At 36.8% G+C, this 18,966-nt stretch carries 14 protein-coding genes; 5 read left to right on the forward strand and 9 right to left on the reverse strand.

What is annotated here, in order from left to right; genetic code table 11:
* Positions 1–10: 10 nt before the first annotated feature.
* The 7 genes from AC23MB_RS01220 to dnaB form a co-directional block, all read right to left on the reverse strand.
* Positions 11–442 (reverse strand): hypothetical protein, encoded by a 432-nt coding sequence (locus AC23MB_RS01220; RefSeq protein ID WP_312322195.1) that lies wholly within the window; start codon positions 440–442, stop codon positions 11–13.
* Between the two features lie 80 nt (positions 443–522).
* Complete coding sequence (locus AC23MB_RS01225; protein ID WP_487786328.1) at positions 523–3,126, reverse strand: TonB-dependent receptor; 2,604 nt, start codon at positions 3,124–3,126, stop codon at positions 523–525.
* 142 nt (positions 3,127–3,268) lie between these two features.
* A complete protein-coding gene (gene nadC, locus AC23MB_RS01230; RefSeq protein ID WP_312322193.1) occupies positions 3,269–4,129 on the reverse strand; it encodes a carboxylating nicotinate-nucleotide diphosphorylase in 861 nt (286 codons plus the stop codon).
* Positions 4,130–4,188: 59 nt separating this feature from the next.
* Entirely contained in the window at positions 4,189–5,760 is a 1,572-nt protein-coding gene (gene nadB, locus AC23MB_RS01235; RefSeq protein WP_487786329.1) for an L-aspartate oxidase, read from the reverse strand.
* Positions 5,761–5,777: 17 nt separating this feature from the next.
* On the reverse strand, positions 5,778–6,404 hold the full coding sequence (locus AC23MB_RS01240) for an NAD(P)H-dependent oxidoreductase (RefSeq protein WP_487786330.1): 627 nt from the start codon (positions 6,402–6,404) through the stop codon (positions 5,778–5,780).
* 192 nt (positions 6,405–6,596) lie between these two features.
* Positions 6,597–7,073: a ribonuclease HI gene (rnhA, locus tag AC23MB_RS01245; protein WP_419308745.1), complete on the reverse strand. Its 477-nt coding sequence runs from the start codon at positions 7,071–7,073 to the stop codon at positions 6,597–6,599.
* A 10-nt stretch (positions 7,074–7,083) separates the two neighbouring features.
* On the reverse strand, positions 7,084–8,703 hold the full coding sequence (gene dnaB / locus AC23MB_RS01250) for a replicative DNA helicase (RefSeq protein WP_312322188.1): 1,620 nt from the start codon (positions 8,701–8,703) through the stop codon (positions 7,084–7,086).
* Positions 8,704–8,904: 201 nt separating this feature from the next.
* Here dnaB and AC23MB_RS01255 point away from each other — a divergent pair, with 201 nt between their 5' ends.
* From AC23MB_RS01255 to AC23MB_RS01270, 4 genes are all read left to right on the forward strand, one after another.
* Positions 8,905–10,371: a DUF5687 family protein gene (locus AC23MB_RS01255; RefSeq protein ID WP_374329968.1), complete on the forward strand. Its 1,467-nt coding sequence runs from the start codon at positions 8,905–8,907 to the stop codon at positions 10,369–10,371.
* Between the two features lie 12 nt (positions 10,372–10,383).
* Positions 10,384–11,085, forward strand: a complete 702-nt coding sequence (locus tag AC23MB_RS01260; RefSeq protein ID WP_487786331.1) for an ABC transporter ATP-binding protein — start codon at positions 10,384–10,386, stop codon at positions 11,083–11,085.
* Between the two features lie 88 nt (positions 11,086–11,173).
* Positions 11,174–12,487 carry a M16 family metallopeptidase gene (locus AC23MB_RS01265; protein ID WP_487786332.1) on the forward strand — a complete coding sequence of 438 codons (1,314 nt, stop codon included), beginning with the start codon at positions 11,174–11,176 and terminating at the stop codon, positions 12,485–12,487.
* 4 nt (positions 12,488–12,491) lie between these two features.
* Positions 12,492–14,531: a M16 family metallopeptidase gene (locus AC23MB_RS01270; RefSeq protein ID WP_487786333.1), complete on the forward strand. Its 2,040-nt coding sequence runs from the start codon at positions 12,492–12,494 to the stop codon at positions 14,529–14,531.
* Positions 14,532–14,985: 454 nt separating this feature from the next.
* On the opposite strand, the gene fumC is transcribed toward AC23MB_RS01270, so the two are convergent.
* On the reverse strand, positions 14,986–16,380 hold the full coding sequence (fumC, locus tag AC23MB_RS01275; RefSeq protein WP_374329962.1) for a class II fumarate hydratase: 1,395 nt from the start codon (positions 16,378–16,380) through the stop codon (positions 14,986–14,988).
* Positions 16,381–16,388: 8 nt separating this feature from the next.
* Positions 16,389–17,150 (reverse strand): Rossmann-fold NAD(P)-binding domain-containing protein, encoded by a 762-nt coding sequence (locus AC23MB_RS01280; protein ID WP_487786334.1) that lies wholly within the window; start codon positions 17,148–17,150, stop codon positions 16,389–16,391.
* 166 nt (positions 17,151–17,316) lie between these two features.
* On the opposite strand from AC23MB_RS01280, the gene AC23MB_RS01285 reads away from it, so the two are divergent.
* The gene (locus AC23MB_RS01285) at positions 17,317–18,924 is read left to right on the forward strand and encodes a fumarate hydratase (protein WP_313027391.1); all 1,608 of its coding nucleotides are present in this window, start codon (positions 17,317–17,319) and stop codon (positions 18,922–18,924) included.
* Positions 18,925–18,966 lie beyond the last annotated feature (42 nt).

Below are 18,966 nucleotides of genomic sequence, written 5' to 3' on the forward strand. Positions count from 1 at the left end.
CAAAACTATTTTAAGCTCCGAAAACTTTTGCCCAAGGGAATGCAAATGCAAATAATGCAATCGCTAAAACACCCATGATAACCACTTTTAAGTTGATTGTTTCGGCAGTTTTAACTTTTTTGTTGATAATCGTCATTAAGATTACACCAATTAACATCGAGAAAGGATGCTCGACATATTGGAATCTTAAATCTGCGTTTTTCATTACAGCGCCCATGTCTAAGCCTTTTGAGAAAGTTACAGCTAACATGATAACACCAATTAGTAATTGAATGTGGAAGAAAATCATTGTAAACAATGTTGTTTTCTTTAAAAAGTTATTGACTTTGCCACTGTAACCGAACATCGTCATTAATAAGGCTACTAAGAATAAGGCAACTAACAAAAGCTCAAGATAAGCGAATCCTTTGTGTGCGTTAATTAAAATGTTGTAAAATTCCATAGTCTTTTATTTTAGGTTAACAAAGATAGCAAAAATCCCGACCAAAGGCCGGGATTTGAGATGTATTAATATTAAATTTCTTAGAAATTGAATGATAAACTTGTTGACCAAGTTCTTCCAAATCCGAAATAAACTCTGTTTGAAGCATCCAATCCTTTATAGAAGTTATTAGGATTGTTGATGTATGTGTCAAATTGTTGTTGTGCAGTTGTTGTAACTCCCCCAACAGTTTTATCAGTAAAGTCAGCAACAGTTTTAACTTTAATGTTAGTTGAACCATCTTGGATGTAAGTAGTATCCAATAAATTGTTAACATTAACTCCAATTGTGAAGAACTGTGATTTGTCGTTCAATTTAATCTTATAAGAAGCACCAATATTAAGTAAGTTAAAGTTAGGCAATTCAAGAGCTGTTTTACCTTGTTTATCAAATTCAGCAACATTTAAAGAAGAATAAATTTTGCCAACATACTGCCAATCTCCATAGATTTTAAGGTCTGTTACTGGAGAAATTGTTGCTCCTAAAGATGCTGTCATCTGTGGAATACTGTTGCTACCAGAACCACCAACTTTTACTTTATCTAAGTAAAGGGTTGTTTGATTAGATCCGTTAATTGCAACTGGCGTGTTGTCATCTAGGAAATTAGATCCTTGTGCATTACCTTTATATTGGTAATCGCCATAAGAGAACATCCCGTTGAATTCTAGATATTTGTTTACTTTGTAGTTTCCTTCAAACTCAGCACCCATATGTATTTGAGTAATTCCACTGATCTCAGAGTAACCATTATTTCCTAGACCGTCGATATCTTTAATCCCAGTTTTTCTAAAAAATCTGTCTTTCCATTCAGTTCTGTACAAGTTAACTTTTGCGTTAAAATTGTGCGCTCTGAATCCGTAACCTAATTCTGCAGAGAAGATTTTTTCATTAGTTAAATTCGGGTTAAGCACTTGTTGATTACTTGGATATACTGCTGACATAAATGGTTGTTTGCTATAGTAACCGATGTTAGCAAAAACGTTGTTTTGTTCATCGATATTATAGTTGGCCCCCCCTTTGATATTATAACCAAAGATGTTTTTGAAACCTGTTTTTCTTTCTACAGCTTGACCTTGTTGTAAAGTCCCTGGTTTTACGAAATCATCAATTCTTTGGTAAGCCTGGTTAGATACTGATCCTTGTAAGAATGCAGATACTTTTTCTGTTGAATATTCAACTTGTCCAAATCCGCTGTACCATAACACTTCTCCGTCATTACTAAATACCATTCTGTCTTCCATTGGTGCATTAGCTCCACCGAAAGGATTCCATGATAATTTTTTGTAGTCGTAAGTTTTTCTAATCAAGTTATTTGTTGGCAGATTTTTGTTAGTCGCATCTGTATATCCAGAAGCTCCATAAAGATTCGATAAAACTTGGTAATGATAACCATAGTAATATCTATCATCTGTACCAATTGAGAAATTCCAATTATCATTAATTTTATGTTGGAAATTCATTAAGATACCATACCAGTTGTGTGAGTTAACACTTGATGTTCTAACCAATGTATTACCTTGTACACCAACTGTTGGTGTTACTGCTGCATTTGCTGCAAAGATTTGATCAAAATTGTAGTGCCCTTCGTTATCTACAAAATCTTGCATTCTTTTTCCTCCAACTTTTCCAGCATTTCTTGCTCCACCACCACGTCCGTTAGACATGTAAGCAACTGTACTTAAAGTAGATTTATCACTAATATTCCAATCCCAGTTTAGCATCAGTACTGGTTTTGCATAATAGTTCATTGCGTTAGCAATTCCAACTCTTTTACCATTTGGTTGAGTTAAATATCCAAAATCTGAATTGTACTGTCTGTATGGCGTACCATCTTTATTTGGATTGTATTTAATGTAATTAGAAATTGTTGGCGCATAAGATCTTTGATCATGCCATTGTGGCGATGAAGTGATCATAAACTGCAAGTTATGTTTTTTGCTAGGTTGAAAACCTAAAGCAAAGAAGTAAGTATAAGCTTCATAATCTGTATTCTCAATGTATGTTGAACCAGATTGTCTAGCCATTAAGAATGATGAAGACCAACCCTTTTCTGATTTACCAGTATTATAAGCAAAAGATGTTTTTAAGAAGTCATTGTTACCAATACCAAATCTTACGACACCACCTTGCTTCATGTCAGCAGATCTAGTTACGAAGTTTAGCGTACCACCAACTGAAGCGATAGCTAGTTTAGAAGAACCTAAACCTCTTTGTACTTGCATTGTACTAGTTACATCAGCAAGACCTGTCCAGTTTGACATGTATACAGAACCTCCTTCCATATCGTTAACAGGCATACCGTTAACCATAACAGCGATATTCTTACTTTCGAAACCACGCATTGTAATACCTGAATCTCCAAATCCACCACCACCTTTTGTAGCGTAAACTGAAGGTGTTGTATTTAAGATTTCAACCAATTCTTTGTTACCTAATCTTTCTACAATCTGTGCAGCCTTAATTGTTGAAACAGCTACAGGTGTTTTTCTGTCTTTAGCGATGTCTGTTACCCCCTTTGTGATAACCACTTCATCGATATCATTCGATTTTAGTGTGTCGATCGGTTTTTGCTGAGCAAAATAGATGCTCGCTGTTGATAGTGTTAAAACGATTGATAATGATCGTCTTCCGAAGTTGCTTTTCATTTGATATGAATTACTATATTTATTTGACTCTGCAAATTTCAGAAATATAAATGAACGACGTTTTAACAAACAATTAACATTTGTCAGTTTGCAAGAAATTTAATATTCAGTTAACATTATGTTAAATAACAATTAACAAATGCTACTTAACAGCCTTGAGACTCAGGTCGATATTGTCCGCAGAGTGTGTTAAGGCTCCAGCCGAAATATAAGTGACACCAGTCGCAGCAATCTCTTTAAGTTGATCTCTAGTGATACCTCCGGAAGCCTCACTTTCACATTTTCCATCGATTAATTCGACAGCTTCTTTCATGGTTTTTACATCCATATTGTCGAGCATTATTCGGTCTACTTTGGCATCGATGGCTTCAGAAACTTCTTTTAGATTTCGAGTTTCGACTTCAATTTTTAGCTTCAATTTATTCTTTTGAATATAATCTTTTGCCATATTAACTGCATTTGTAATACTTCCGTTATAGTCAATATGATTGTCTTTTAACATAATCATATCATATAATCCATATCTATGATTAGTGCCGCCGCCGATAGCAACAGCCCATTTTTCGCAGATTCTAAAATTAGGAGTCGTCTTACGAGTATCAAGTAGTTTTGTTTTAGTGCCAACCAATCTTTGATCCCATTCGTGCGTTAAGGTTGCGATGCCACTCATACGTTGCATACAATTGAGAACCAAACGTTCGGCTGTTAGGATAGATTGTGCTTTTCCTGATACTAAAAATGCAATTTCACCAACTTTTGCTTGTTCACCATCATTAATAAAAACTTCAACATTCAAATCTTTATCGACATATTTGAAAATCTCTAAAGCCATATCAACGCCTGCGAGGATACAATTTTCCTTAACCAAAAGCTTGGCTTGTTGCTCAAGTTCTTTGGGAATAGTCGCTAAGGTTGAGTGGTCACCAGTGTTGATATCTTCTTGTATCGCAGCTTTTATAAAAGTCTGTAATGCTTTGTTGGTTACGTATGATGGTTTTTTCATGATAAATATTTGAAAATATATTATTTATTTTAAATAATTAAAGTTTAACTTTAACAGGTCTATGCAAGCTCTTTATTGTAAAATGCGCCTTTGTTTTGTTTCATTTCTAAAGATTGATCGATGATAAGTCCCGAAACGCTAACTAGATTTCTAAGCTCCGATAGTTGTGGCGAAAGAATAGAGTAGTTGTACAATTCGCTTACCGCTTCGGAAATATCTTGATGTTTTTTCTTTGCAATCTTAAGACGTTCGTTGCTTCTAACAATACTTACCAAATCGCTCATCATCTCTTGAAGTTGTTTTCTCAGATAAGTTACCAAAACCATTTCATCCATTATTTTCATGCCGTCTTCATTCCATTCGGGGATGGCTTTTAGATCATCAAAGTTGAAATTATTCTCTTCAAGCAAAGTCATGGATTTCAAAGCGGCATTATGTCCGAAAACTAAACCTTCTAGTAACGAATTGGATGCTAATCTATTAGCGCCGTGAAGTCCAGAGTTGGTACATTCTCCAACAGCAAATAGATTTCTGATAGACGATTGTCCATCTTTATCAATGTTAATACCGCCCATCAAATAATGTGCAGCAGGAACTACCGGAATCAGTTGTTTAAAGGGATCAATGCCTTCACTCAGACATTTATTATAGATGTTTGGGAAATGTTTCATGAATTTTTCCTTGTCCATTTCGCGACAATCAAGACCAACATATTCGTCACCAGAAGTTTTCATTTCGTTGTCAATCGCACGTGCAACGATGTCACGAGAAGCCAATTCTTCACGCGGATCGTATTTTTGCATAAAAGCTTTTCCGTTCTTGGTGCGAAGTTTTGCGCCATCACCTCGAACAGCTTCCGAAATCAGAAATAACATTCCGTCAAGCTTCGAATACAGCGCTGTTGGATGGAATTGATAATATTGCATATTGCTAACTTTGCCGTAAGCTCTTGCTACAAAGGCAATTCCGTCGCCAGTTGCGATAATTGGATTAGTCGTATTTTTATAAACGTGGCCAGCGCCGCCAGTCGCCACCAAAGTTATTTTTGCTGTGATTTTTTTGATTTGTTTTTGCTTTTCGTCCAAGATATATGCGCCGTAGCAATGGATGTTTTCTGGATCTAACTCTTTTCCTGGAACGTGATGTTGCGTCAACAAGTCGATCACATAATGGTAAGGCAGGATTTCGATATTTGGAGAATTACGCGCCGTTTCCAAAAGAGCACGTTCGATTTCAAAACCGGTGATGTCTTTGTGATGGACAATTCTATTTTCAGTATGACCGCCTTCGCGTCCAAGAGCGAATTTTCCGTTTTCTTGATCAAATTTTGCGCCCCATTCAACGATTTCGTTAAAGCGTTTTGGCGCTTCTTCCACCACCATTTTTACAACGTCGGGATCGTTTTCGCCATCACCAGCACGTATCGTATCGTCAATATGTTTTTGGAAGTTATCGTTCTGGAAATCAGTAACTACGGCGAGTCCGCCTTGCGCGTACTTCGTATTGCTTTCATCTTCGTCTGCCTTGGTGACAATCATTATTTTGGTATCTGGCAGCTTCTCCGAAATTTTAATAGCGTAGGACAATCCAGAAATGCCCGATCCAATTACTAAAACATCCGTTTTTATCATATTGCTTTGTGCTAGTTTTAAATAAATTTAATAAATTTTTCGACTGGTTTTCTAACTTTTTTCAAATGTTGAAATCCATCATCATCAGCTCTTTTTCCTAAAGTTAAAACCACCGCAACGCGTTCTTCGTCCATATTCAATTCCAAAAGCTCTGACAAAACATCGTGTTGAAAGCCTTCCATTGGGCAAGTGTCAACACCTTCTTCTGCAGCTGCGACAATCATGGTTCCGAGAAGTATATAAGCTTGTTTTTCAGACCAATGTCTTAGGTCACTTTCAGTATGGCTCGAAGTGTATTGTTCGATGTTTTTTCTAAAGGCAGCAAGTATTTCCAAATCGATATTTCGTTCTTTAGAAATGTGCGAAAAGTAGCCGTCAACGTACTGCGAATCGATTTTCGTTTTCGAGACAATTGCAACAACATGCGAGCAAGTGCTCACTTGCGACTTGTTATAAAAAGCGGGCATTATCTTTTCTTTTTGCGTATCAGATTCGACAACAATCAACTTGTAAGGTTGCAAACCCAACGAACTTACCGACAGTCGTCCCGCTTCCAAAATATTTTGCAAGGATTGCGAACCGATTTTTTCACCACTAAATTTCTTTACAGAATAGCGCCAAGCCAAAGCCTCTAGATAATTCATTTAACAAAGATAATCAACCATCTTCAAAATTAATTCTAAAGTTTTGTTAATTAGGAGCAATTCCAGCTTTCACTAGTCGCTATCTTGTATTTCGCCATGTTTTTGCCTTTGCAAAATACAAGATGAGCTCCAACATACCGTTCAATCTGGGCTAGGAGATTAGGTTTCCAAAGAAAATTTTCGAAACAGAATTTAGAATAATCCGCGTCTATTTTGATTTTCAAAAAAAACGTCAGTTTGTAGATTAGCGCCTTGTGAAGCTTTAACCGCAAGTTGGTCTACCAATTCGTTTTCTGCGTGTCCAGCGTGACCTTTTATCCAATGGAATTTTGGCTTGTACTTTTTCAACAACGGAATTAAAGTTTGCCACAAATCGGGATTTTTAACATTTTTCCAACCACGTTTTACCCAACCAGCAATCCAGTTTTGATTAATCGCATCAGATACATATTTACTATCAGTAAAGATATGGATGTCATGACCTTCATCTTTTATTTTGGAAAGCGCCACAACAACAGCCATCAATTCCATACGGTTATTGGTTGTTAATCGGAAGCCGGCCGAAAAATGTTTTTGATATTGTTTCTCGGGGACGCGCATCAGAATTCCAAATCCGCCTTTTCCGGGATTGCCACTACATGCACCGTCAGTAAAAATTTCGATTTTCAAACTCTAAATTTTAGAAAGGCATTTCGTCATCATCGTCATCATTCATGGCTGAGCCAGAAACTTGGCCGCTAGAAGGTGTCGGTGGTCCAAAAACAAAATTAGGATCACCAGTTACAGTAATTTTAGCAAAATCTGGAGCCTCAAAAGCGCCACCGCTAAATCCTCCACCGCTAGGCGATGGTGCTTCACCACCAAATCCACCATAATAAGAATTGCCTAAAGTTTCCAAATCTGCAAACTTACCAATATGTTTATGGAACGCCAATCTAACATCGGCTGTTGCACCGTTACGGTGTTTTGCGATGATAATCTCGGCTTGGTTTTCGGTTTGTGTTTCTGCACCTTCTTCGTCATTATCCCAAACAGCAATTTTATAATACTCGGGACGGAAAATAAAAGATACGATATCGGCATCCTGCTCAATCGCTCCCGATTCTCTAAGATCCGAAAGCATTGGACGCTTTCCTGGACGCGTTTCTACAGTTCTTGATAACTGCGAAAGTGCAATTACTGGGACGTTAAGTTCTTTTGCAATGGCTTTTAAAGATCGCGAAATCATTGCGATTTCTTGTTCACGATTTCCGCTGCCTTTTCCAGAACTTGCTGTCATCAGCTGAAGATAATCGACCATGATAATCCTAACGCCATGTTGCATGACAAGGCGTCGGCATTTTGCACGGAAGTCAAAAATCGAAAGCGACGGCGTTTCATCAATGAAAAGAGGCGCATTTTCCAAAGCCGAGACATTGGTGAAAAGACTACTCCATTCTTGATCGGACAAAGTTCCTTTTCTTAAGTTTTCTGATGAAATGCCAGTTTCCGAAGCGATCATCCTTGTAATCAACTGTACAGACGCCATCTCCAAAGAGAAAAGCGCAAGTGGAATATTGTTATCCACCGTGATATTTCTCGCCATCGAAAGAATAAACGCAGTTTTACCCATCGCAGGACGTGCTGCAATAATGATAAGGTCGGAGTTTTGCCAACCTCCCGTTTCTTTATCCAAAGCTGTAAATCCTGATGGTACACCAGAAAGACCTTCTTTATCTTTAAGCGATTTAATTTTGTCAATCGCTTCTTTTACCAAAGAGTTTGCGGTATCGAATCCTTTTTTGATCGTTCCGTTGGTAATTTCGAAAAAGGATTGCTCTGCTTTGTCAAGAAGTTCGAAGACGTCCGTAGATTCTTTGTAAGAACTATCGATAACGTTAGCCGAAACATTAATTAACGAACGCAAAATATATTTCTCCAAAATCACACGAACGTGATATTCGATGTGTGCAGACGAGCTGACACCCAAAGTCAAGTCGATGATATAATGGTCGCCACCTGCCAGATTTAGTTTTTCAGTTCTTTTTAACTCCTGAATAACCGTCATCATATCGATCGGCGAGTTGCTTTCGTAAAGTTTTAAAATGGCAGAAAATATCGTCTGATGCCTAGGATCGTAGAAAACTTCGGGCGTTAATAAGTCGATAGAGTGGTCAAGCCCTTTTCTATCAATTAAAAAAGTACCGATTACAAGTTTTTCAAAATCAACAGCATTAGGTGGCATTTTGCCATCAGAAATCGATAATTCTTTAGCAAAATTGCCCTGTGTAAGCGACGATAAGGTTTCTTTCTGAGCCATTGTACAAAGATAGAGCTTTTAAAAATTGTGTAAAATCAAGTTCTTCACAAAAAATTGTAAAAGTGATAAAATTCTTTTGTTAAAGGAGTTTTTGATGTTGATAACTTAAATTTTAATCAAGATTTAGTTCCGAAACTGTAACAATGTTGTATTTAATTCAACTAAATTTATATACGAGTTTTTATTTTAAATCTTACATATATGATCAAACGTTTTGCAGTTTTAGAATTCAGGAACTTTATGCGATCCAGCAGTTTTGCCTCCAATCTTGTGATGAAGATTTTGCAAGCTATGCTGATTGTGTATTTTCTGATAGCATTTGTTGGGGTTAGCGTTGCGGCTTTTTATTATCCGAAAGAAAAACTTCTGACAGATCCTTTGTATTTTGTTGGACAGTTTTTGTTGTATGCTTTTTTGGCGGATGTGTTTTTGAGATATTTTATGCAGCAGATGCCGACGCAGAATATCAAGGCTTTTTTAACCATGAATATTCCTAAAAATACGGTCGTTAAATATTTGATTTCGAAAACATTTTTGTCATTTTTTACTTGGGGGAATGCTTTTCTGTACGTCCCGTTTGTTGTTTTATTATTGATAAACGGTTACAGTATTATAGGAAGTTTGGCGTGGCTGTTTGCTATTATGTGTCTGTACTTTATCAGCAATCTCATTAATATTTTAATGAACGGTAAAGACATTGTTGCTTACATTATTGGAGGATCTTTGTTGCTTTTGGCGGCTTTAGATTATTATGGAATTATCAATTTTCGATATTTTTCAGGACAATTATTTTACTCGTTTTACACAAAACCTTTGCTTTGTATTGTTCCGGTTTTGATATTTATTCCTTTATTGTTTTTGGTTTTTAAACAAATTAAATCCAATTTTTATCTTGATAAAGATCTTGAATTAAAAAAAGAAGAAGGTAAAACCGAGAATATTCAATTCTTGAATAGATTTGGGATTTTAGGAACTTTTCTTAACAACGACATCCGAATGTTGAAACGTAGTAAAGCTGCAAAATCCGTGGCGATGGGCGGATTTTTATTTCTATTTTATGGATTATTGATGTTTGCGAGTCCAACTTACAAAACGCCAGCGATGATGATGTTTCTTGGGATTTTCGTGACTGGCGGATTCCAAATGTTGTTTGGGCAAAAAGTGCCGTCTTTCGATAGTTCGTATTATCCGTTGATGATGACGCTAAATGTCCCTTACAAAGATTATCTTAAAGCCAAATGGTGGCTCGTAAATATTGTGACTTTTGTGTCGATGATTTTTGCTTTGTTTTATGCGTTTTTCGGTTGGGAAGTTTATTTCACCTTCTTTGCTGCTGGACTTTATAATATCGGTGTTAACTCCCAAGTGACGCTACTTTCGGGTGCGTTTAACAAAAATCCTATCGATCTTAATGCCGCAAAAAAATCGATGGGACAACAGAATAATTTTAGTTTTAAAAATATATTGTTAGCGATTCCGAAAATGGCGTTGCCAATGTTAATCTATGGCGTAACAAGTACATTTTTCGGGACAGTTGCGGCGGTTGTAGCAATTGCAGTTGTGGGCGTTATTGGATTTTTGATTCGTGAAAAAATATTCGATTACATCTTTCGACTTTACAAAAAGGAAAAATACGACACTTTAACCGCTTTCAAAAAAACAACTTAAAAAAAGAAAATTATGATATCTATAAATAATTTATCAAAAATATACGGTGACAGAACGGTTTTAAAAATTGAAAATCTAGAAGTCCCGAAAGGTCAAACCATTGGTTTGGTTGGTAACAACGGCGCTGGGAAGACAACTTTGTTTAGTTTGCTTTTAGATTTAATAGAAGCCACAACTGGATTTGTAGCAATCGATGGCCAAAAAGTTAATACTTCCGAGAATTGGAAAACTAAAGTGTCGGCTTTTATTGACGAAAGTTTTTTGATTGGCTATTTGACGCCAGAAGAATATTTTTATTTCTTGGGCGAATTGCGTGGACAGAATAAAGCGAGTGTTGATGAGTTTCTTAAGCAGTTTGATGATTTTTTTAATGGTGAAATTTTAAACTCAAAAAAATATATTCGTGATCTTTCTAAGGGAAATATGAAAAAAGTTGGGATTGTTGGCGCTTTGATTGGTCAACCAGAAATTATTGTTTTGGATGAGCCTTTTGCAAATCTCGATCCAACGACACAAATTAAACTTAAAAATTTAGTTAGAAATTGGTCGCAAAATTCGGAATCGATATTTTTGATTTCGAGTCATGATTTGGCGCACACCATCGAAATTTCTGAAAGAATAGTTGTTCTCAACAAAGGAGAATTGGTTCGCGATATTCAAACCTCTCCAGAAACGCTTCAAGAGTTGGAAGCTTTTTTTGCAGAAGGTCTTTAATTTTGTTTAAAATTTAGAAAAATATTAATGAAACTGTAACAACATCGAATTTTTTGTTACCTATTGAGGAGATTAACCATAGTCAAAAATGAAATTAAAATTTTTATCTACGGCGGCTTTAGCATTGACAGGAATGCTGATGAACGCGCAAGAAATCAAATTCGAGGAGTATAACCTTCCTAACGGGATGCACGTTATTTTGCATCAAGACAACTCGGCTCCTGTTGTAACAACGGGCGTTATGTACCATGTTGGTGCTAAAGATGAAGAAGTTGGGAGAAGTGGTTTTGCACACTTTTTTGAACACCTTTTATTCGAAGGGACAAAAAATATTAAGAGAGGAGATTGGTTCAAAATAGTATCATCAAACGGTGGAACTAACAATGCCAATACGACTAATGATAGAACTTACTACTACGAAACTTTCCCGAGCAAAAATCTACAATTAGGTCTTTGGATGGAAGCTGACAGATTGCGCCAGCCGATTATCAACCAAATTGGTGTTGATACACAACGCGAAGTTGTAAAGGAAGAAAAAAGATTGCGTATGGACAACCAACCTTACGGAAACCTTTTGACAGCTTTACAAACCAACCTTTTCGCAAAACATCCTTACCGTTGGACAACGATTGGTACGATGGAAGATCTTAATAGTGCGAAATTGGAAGAGTTTCAGGATTTCTTCAAAAAATATTATTCGCCGAACAATGCAACATTAGTTGTAGCGGGTGATTTCAAAAAAGATGAAACGAAAAAATGGATCGAAGAGTATTACGGTTCTATTCCAAAAGGTCCAGAAGTTAAAAGAACAACAATAAAGGAAGATCCAATTACACAAGCTAAAGAAGTAACTTGGAATGATCCTAACATTCAACTTCCAGCTTATTTATTTTCTTACAGAGTGCCAGGAAGTCGTGATAAAGAATCTTATGCTTTGAGCATGCTTTCGACTTATTTATCAAACGGAAAATCATCAGTTCTTTACAAAAAATTAGTGGACCAAGAGAAGAAGGCTTTAGAAGTACAAGCGATTAACTTAGGTCTAGAAGATTATGGTATTTTCGCATTTTTTGCTATCCCGATGGGATCTACAAGCAAAGATGTTTTACAAAAAGATATTGATGCCGAAATCGTAAAATTACAAACTAACCTTATCTCTGATGAGGATTATCAAAAACTTCAAAACATTGTTGAGAATCAGTTTGTAAACGCAAACTCGAGCATTCAGGGGATTGCAAGTTCTTTGGCAACTTACAATGTGTTATATGGCGATACTAATTTGATTAATAAACAAATTGACATCTATCGTTCTGTAACTAAAGAGGATCTAAGAAACGCAGCGAAGAAGTATCTTAATCCTAACCAAAGAGTAATCATCAATTATCTACCTGAAAAAAAATAATCAAATGAAAAAGCAACTTACATATATAGCCGCAAGTTTTCTGATTTCAGGAATGACGATGGCTCAAAAAATAGATATCAACACAATGCCAAAAGCTGGTCCAACGCCAAGCATCAACATTGCGACGCCTCAGACTTTCAAACTTAGCAATGGTTTGACGGTTATGGTTGTAGAAAACCACAAACTTCCGAGAGTTAACATAACGCTTTCTATGGATCGCCCACCGATATACGAAGGCAAAATTGTTGGCGTTAACAGCATTATGGCAGACCAATTAGGCAACGGAACGACAACAATGTCAAAAGATGATTTCAACAAAAGAGTTGATTTTTTAGGTTCGACAATTAATTTTAGTTCGAATGGTGCTTTTGCAAATACCTTGTCAAAATATTTTCCAGAAATCCTTGGTTTGATGGCAGATGCGGCGATTAATCCAAAATTCTCTGCTAACGAAATTCAGAAATCTAAAGAAAGAAGCATCGAAGCTTTAAAACTTGACGAAAAAAGTGCACAGTCCATCGCTTCTAAAGTTTCTAATGCTGTTATCTACGGTAAAAATACTGCAAGAGGTGAGTTCGAAACCGAAGCTTCAATCAATGCAATTCAGTTGAATGATGTTCAAGATGTTTATTCTAAATATTTTGCGCCAAACAACGCTTATCTGGTAGTTGTTGGTGACGTTAAATTTAAAGATGTTAAAAAACTTGTTGAGAGCAAATTTAATGCTTGGAAAAAATCTTCAACTACGATTCCTGCGGTTGAACCAGCTAAAAATGTTGCTAAAACAGAAATAGAAATGATCGATGTGCCATCGGCGGTACAATCTGTAATTTCGGTTGGGAATATCACAACGCTTCAGATGAAAGACCCTCAGTTTTTCGCTGCAACAATCGCGAATTACATTCTTGGTGGTGGAGGCGAAGCGCGTCTTTTCATGAATCTTCGTGAGAAAAATGCCTTTACTTATGGCGCTTATTCAAGTTTATCAACCAGTAAATATTCACCAGGATTCAGTGCGGAATCTAGTGTAAGAAACGAAGTGACAGACAAAGCAGTTACTGAATTTTTAAATGAATTAAAAGGAATTGCGACGATCAAACCAGAAGAATTGGCTAATGCAAAAGCGAAGTTAAAAGGTGACTTTATCCGTTCAATGGAAAAGCCAGAAACTATGGCGAAATTTGCTGTTAATTCAGAGATTTATAACCTTCCAAAAGATTTCTATGCTAACTATCTTAAGGCGATCGACAATGTAACCGTTGAAGATGTTCAAAACGCAGCCAAAGCTAATATTCTTCCTAACCAAAGTAGAATTTTTGTAGCTGGTAAGTCGTCGGAAGTTTCTGATGGTTTGGAAAAATTAGGTTTCACAGTTAACTATTATGACAAAGACGCCAACAAGATTTCAAAACCGATAGTTCAAAAAATAGATGTTACAGCGGCACAAGTTGCGGACAAATACATTACTGCAATTGGTGGTAAGGCTGCTTTGGATAAGGTGACATCTATTGCTACAACGGCTGCTGCTTCGGTTCAGGGTATGAATTTGGATATGACAATGGTAAAAGCTAAAGGAGGCAAAATGTTGATGGACATGAAGGTGATGGGCAACAGCATGCAAAAAGTAGTATTCGACGGTGTTAATGGTAAAATGACTGCGCAAGGTCAAACGATGGATCTTCCTGCAGAGATGAAAGCTGAGTTTGCAAACGATAAAGAGTTGTTCCCAGAAGTTGCTTTTGCGAAAAAAGCGGATCTTAAAGTATCAGGTATCGAGAAGATTAACGGCGAAGATTCTTACGCCATCAAAGATGGATCGACGGTTTATTATTACAGCGTAGCATCAGGTCTTAAAACTGGTGAAACAAAAACTCAAAAGATAAATGGTCAAGAGGTTACAATCCCAACAACATACGGCGATTACAAAGCGGTGGATGGTGTTAAGTTTCCTTACAAAATATCGCAATCTATGATGGGGCAAAACCTTGATTTCGTTGTAAGCAAGTACGAATTAAACAAGGCTAAAGACGCAGATTTCAAGTAAACCGAAATTTTTAGTTTAAATATAAAACTCCGAGTTCTGGCTCGGAGTTTTTTTGTTTTTATTTGGGCGCCTTTTCCCGCTATCCGCTTTTACTCCTCGCTCGCTTTCAGCTCGCTGTGGGGTAACCGCTTCAAAACGAGGAACGAGTTTCGATGATTCCTTAAGCAAATAAATATATCAGAATCAATCGAGGGCGCAACAATCTGCTGCCTTATCAAAAAGCAAAAACAAGTCTGAATCAATCGAGGCGCAACAATCAAATGCTATCAAGGTTGGTTATTCAAAAAAAACCTGAAAGGCTTTCAAAGCCTTTCAGGGTTCAACATTTCTTTAAAAATTATCCTTTACAAATTCTAGGTTTCATTACACAAGAAACCTCATAGGTTTTCAAAATCTATGAGGTTTAAATTTAAGAAAACTTCAAGTCTTTGATCCTTTCTCTTTCTTCTTTCCTCTATTTCAAACTTCCCACCATATCCTCAGGCTTTACCCAAGCATCAAATTGTTCAGGCGTTACCAAACCGAGATTTACCGCTTCTTCTTTTAAAGTTGTTCCGTTTTTGTGCGCCATTTTTGCAATTTTTGCGGCATTTTCGTAGCCGATATGGGTGTTTAAAGCCGTTACCAACATCAATGATTTATCTACCAATTCTTTAATTCGTGGTAAGTTTGGCTCAATTCCCACCGCACAATGATCATTAAACGAGATACAAGCATCTGCAATCAATTGAGCTGATTGTAAGAAGTTGTACGCCATCACAGGTTTGAAAACATTCAACTCATAATTCCCTTGCGTTCCTGCAAAAGAAATCGTAGTGTCGTTTCCTAAAACTTGTGCACAAACCATTGTCAATGCTTCATTTTGAGTCGGATTTACTTTTCCAGGCATGATGGAAGAACCAGGCTCATTTTCAGGAATGTGGATTTCGCCAATTCCGGAACGTGGTCCAGAAGCCAACATTCGGATATCTTGTGCAATTTTAAATAATGAAACTGCCAATTGCTTCAAAGCACCATGAGATTCAACAATCGCATCATGCGCCGCCAAAGCTTCAAATTTATTTTCCGCCGTGATGAAAGGATGTGCCGTTAATTTCGAAATATATTCTGCCACTTTTACGTCGTAACCTTTTGGCGTGTTCAACCCTGTTCCCACTGCTGTTCCGCCCAAAGCGAGTTCCGAAAGATGCGGAAGTGTATTTTTCAATGCTCGCAATCCATATTCCAATTGTGCAGCGTAACCTGAAAATTCTTGACCTAAAGTCAACGGCGTTGCGTCCATCAAATGCGTTCGACCGATCTTTACAATATCTTTAAAAGCTTCGGATTTTTCCTTCAACGTAATTTTTAGTTTCTCAACAGCGGGGATTACCACATCAACCACTTTTACATAAGCTGCGATGTGCATTGCTGTTGGATACGTATCATTTGACGACTGAGATTTGTTGACATCATCATTCGGGTGAATTTCAGATTTCTCGCCCAACTTTCCGCCATTCAAAACATGAGCTCGGTTAGAAATTACTTCGTTCACATTCATGTTAGATTGTGTTCCAGAACCGGTTTGCCAAATTACCAAAGGAAATTGGTCATTAAGTTTTCCAGCTAAAATTTCATCTGCGACTTTTCCAATCATGTCACTTTTTTCTTTCGGAAGCACGCCTAAATCTGCATTAGCAAGCGCTGCCGCTTTTTTCAAATAGGCGAAAGCTTCGATAATTTCGTGCGGCATCGAACTTTCTGGACCGATTTTGAAATTGTTGCGAGAACGTTCGGTTTGTGCTCCCCAATATTTATCAGCAGGCACTTTTACTTCGCCCATTGTGTCGTGTTCTATTCTGTAATCCATATTTTTATTTATTTAAATTTTCTAGGGTCTGGATGAAGAAACTCGTACTTCAAATCATTTTCTAAAAATTCTGAAACGATTTTTCTTCCACAACTTTCTTCAATTTTTGTTTCAATATTTTTAGTCTGAAAATCCAGAACTTGTTGCTTGGTTGGATGCAAAGGTGCAACCAGATTGTAGGTTTTAAATTGTAAATTGTCATTAATCATTTTCTCGACAATTCTGCAAATGTCTTCAAAATGAATGTGGTTCACGATTTGTTGAGGTTCTTTGATTTTATATTTACTCAAATACCGATTCTCGCCCATCAATCCACCTAATCGCAGAATGTTGATTTGTGGAAAATTCCTTTTCATCAAGTTTTCGATTCCAAAAATATTTGAATTTAACAAGCTTTCGTCCAAATTCGTTTCGGTAATTTCTTTTTCAATTTGAGGGTAAATTCCAATAGAACTCATTAAGAAAATTTGTTTTTCAAAAGTTTTAATACATGAATTTAAATTTTCAAATCTCGTCTTTAAAACTTCAAAATCCGTCGATTTAGAAAAAGGAATTGTGATAATGATGATATCTAAATTCTTCCAGATATCATTTGGTTTTAAAAACGACTCTGTATCAAAATCAATTTTAAATGTTTTAAAACCTTGTTCAGAAAGTATGTTTATTTTATCATTGGACCTTGTCGTTGTAAAAATTTCATTCGTTGAAACAAAATATTTTGCCATTCTTAAACCCAACCAACCGCAACCTATTATTCCAATTTTTTTCATTCTAAATTTTCGCTGTTTAAAATTAAGAAGAATAATTTTCAGCGCCAATTTATAATCATTATAAATATCAATTAGCTTTACTGATTTTGCTCATTTTGTTCAAGTAGAGCATTTTGCAATGCTTAATTTTACGAGAATTAATTTTATTTCAGAAATCAATCAAATTATGGAATTTTCTTATCAGGAACCATTTCCTATTTTAAAAGACGATACACAATACAAAAAGCTTTCTTCTGACTTTGTAAAAGTTGAGAAATTGGGCGACAGAGAAATCTTAACAGTTGACCCAAAAGCTTTGGAACTCCTTGCTGAAAACGCTTTGAAAGACGTTTCTTTCATGCTTCGTTCGGCTCATTTACAGAAACTAAAAAACATTATCGACGACCCAGAAGCTACAGATAACGACAGATTTGTTGCTTATAACTTACTTCAAAACGCAGCAGTTGCGGTTCAAGGTGCGTTGCCTTCTTGTCAAGATACGGGAACGGCGATTTGCGTTGCCAAAAAAGGTGAAAACGTTTACACAGGCGCAAACGACGCAGAATGGATTTCGAAAGGAATTTACAATACGTACCAAGAGCAGAATTTAAGATATTCTCAAATCGTTCCTTTGACGATGTTTGATGAGAAAAATTCGGGTTCTAATTTGCCTGCACAAATCGACATTTATGCCGAAGAAGGTGATGCTTACAAATTTTTATTCTTAGCAAAAGGTGGCGGTTCTGCAAACAAAACGTTCTTATATCAAAAAACAAAATCTTTGTTGAATGAAGCTTCTTTAGACGCTTTTGTGAGAGAAAGAATTATGGATTTAGGAACTGCAGCATGTCCTCCTTATCACTTGGCTTTGGTGATTGGCGGAACTTCTGCAGAAGCGAATTTGGCTGCGGTTAAAAAAGCAAGTGCTGGCTATTACGATAATCTTCCGACTGAAGGAAACATGGGCGGTCAGGCTTTCCGCGATTTGGAGTGGGAGAAAAGAGTTCAGAAAATTTGTCAAGAAAGTGCGATTGGAGCGCAGTTTGGCGGAAAATATTTAACGCACGATGTTCGTGTGATTCGTTTGCCTCGTCACGCGGCTTCTTGTCCGGTTGGAATGGGCGTTTCTTGTTCTGCCGATCGAAATATCAAAGGAAAAATCACCAAAGACGGTATTTTCTTGGAGCAGTTGGAAACCAATCCAGAGAAATTCTTACCTGCAACGCCTCCGCATTTGGAAGAGCCTGTAACGATTGATTTGAACAGACCAATGCCAGAAATCTTGGCTGAATTGTCTAAATATCCCATCAAAACCCGTTTGAAACTGAACGGAACTTTAATCGTTGCAAGAGATATTGCTCACGCAAAAATTAAAGCATTGTTGGATGCAGGAAAACCAATGCCAGAATATTTCAAAAATCATCCAATTTATTACGCTGGGCCAGCAAAAACGCCAGAAGGAATGCCTTCAGGAAGTTTTGGACCAACAACAGCGGGAAGAATGGACGTTTATGTGGACGAATTCCAAGCCAACGGCGGAAGTATGGTGATGCTTGCGAAAGGAAACAGAAGTAAAGATGTAACCAACGCTTGCGGAAAATATGGTGGATTTTATTTAGGCTCTATCGGAGGTCCAGCCGCGATTTTGGCGAAAGACAACATCAAGTCTGTTGAAGTGGTTGATTTCCCAGAATTAGGAATGGAAGCTGTGCGTAAAATTGAAGTGGTTAATTTCCCTGCGTTCATCATTACGGATGACAAGGGCAATGATTTCTTCGCAAATTTGGCGCATTAAAATTAAGAAGAAACTTTATTTAAGTTTTAACATACATTAAAG

This window comes from Soonwooa sp. T0.1_25, from assembly GCF_057652215.1.

What these genes read in the sequence shown, in the direction of transcription:
- AC23MB_RS01285 (WP_313027391.1), top strand. Translation starts at nt 17,317, where the DNA reads ATGGAATTTTCTTATCAGGAACCATTTCCTATTTTAAAAGACGATACA.
- fumC (WP_374329962.1), bottom strand. Translation starts at nt 16,380, where the DNA reads ATGGATTACAGAATAGAACACGACACAATGGGCGAAGTAAAAGTGCCT.
- dnaB (WP_312322188.1), bottom strand. Translation starts at nt 8,703, where the DNA reads ATGGCTCAGAAAGAAACCTTATCGTCGCTTACACAGGGCAATTTTGCT.
- AC23MB_RS01270 (WP_487786333.1), top strand. Translation starts at nt 12,492, where the DNA reads ATGAAAAAGCAACTTACATATATAGCCGCAAGTTTTCTGATTTCAGGA.
- nadB (WP_487786329.1), bottom strand. Translation starts at nt 5,760, where the DNA reads ATGATAAAAACGGATGTTTTAGTAATTGGATCGGGCATTTCTGGATTG.
- AC23MB_RS01225 (WP_487786328.1), bottom strand. Translation starts at nt 3,126, where the DNA reads ATGAAAAGCAACTTCGGAAGACGATCATTATCAATCGTTTTAACACTA.
- AC23MB_RS01255 (WP_374329968.1), top strand. Translation starts at nt 8,905, where the DNA reads ATGATCAAACGTTTTGCAGTTTTAGAATTCAGGAACTTTATGCGATCC.
- nadC (WP_312322193.1), bottom strand. Translation starts at nt 4,129, where the DNA reads ATGAAAAAACCATCATACGTAACCAACAAAGCATTACAGACTTTTATA.
- AC23MB_RS01265 (WP_487786332.1), top strand. Translation starts at nt 11,174, where the DNA reads ATGAAATTAAAATTTTTATCTACGGCGGCTTTAGCATTGACAGGAATG.
- AC23MB_RS01240 (WP_487786330.1), bottom strand. Translation starts at nt 6,404, where the DNA reads ATGAATTATCTAGAGGCTTTGGCTTGGCGCTATTCTGTAAAGAAATTT.
- AC23MB_RS01260 (WP_487786331.1), top strand. Translation starts at nt 10,384, where the DNA reads ATGATATCTATAAATAATTTATCAAAAATATACGGTGACAGAACGGTT.
- AC23MB_RS01220 (WP_312322195.1), bottom strand. Translation starts at nt 442, where the DNA reads ATGGAATTTTACAACATTTTAATTAACGCACACAAAGGATTCGCTTAT.
- AC23MB_RS01280 (WP_487786334.1), bottom strand. Translation starts at nt 17,150, where the DNA reads ATGAAAAAAATTGGAATAATAGGTTGCGGTTGGTTGGGTTTAAGAATG.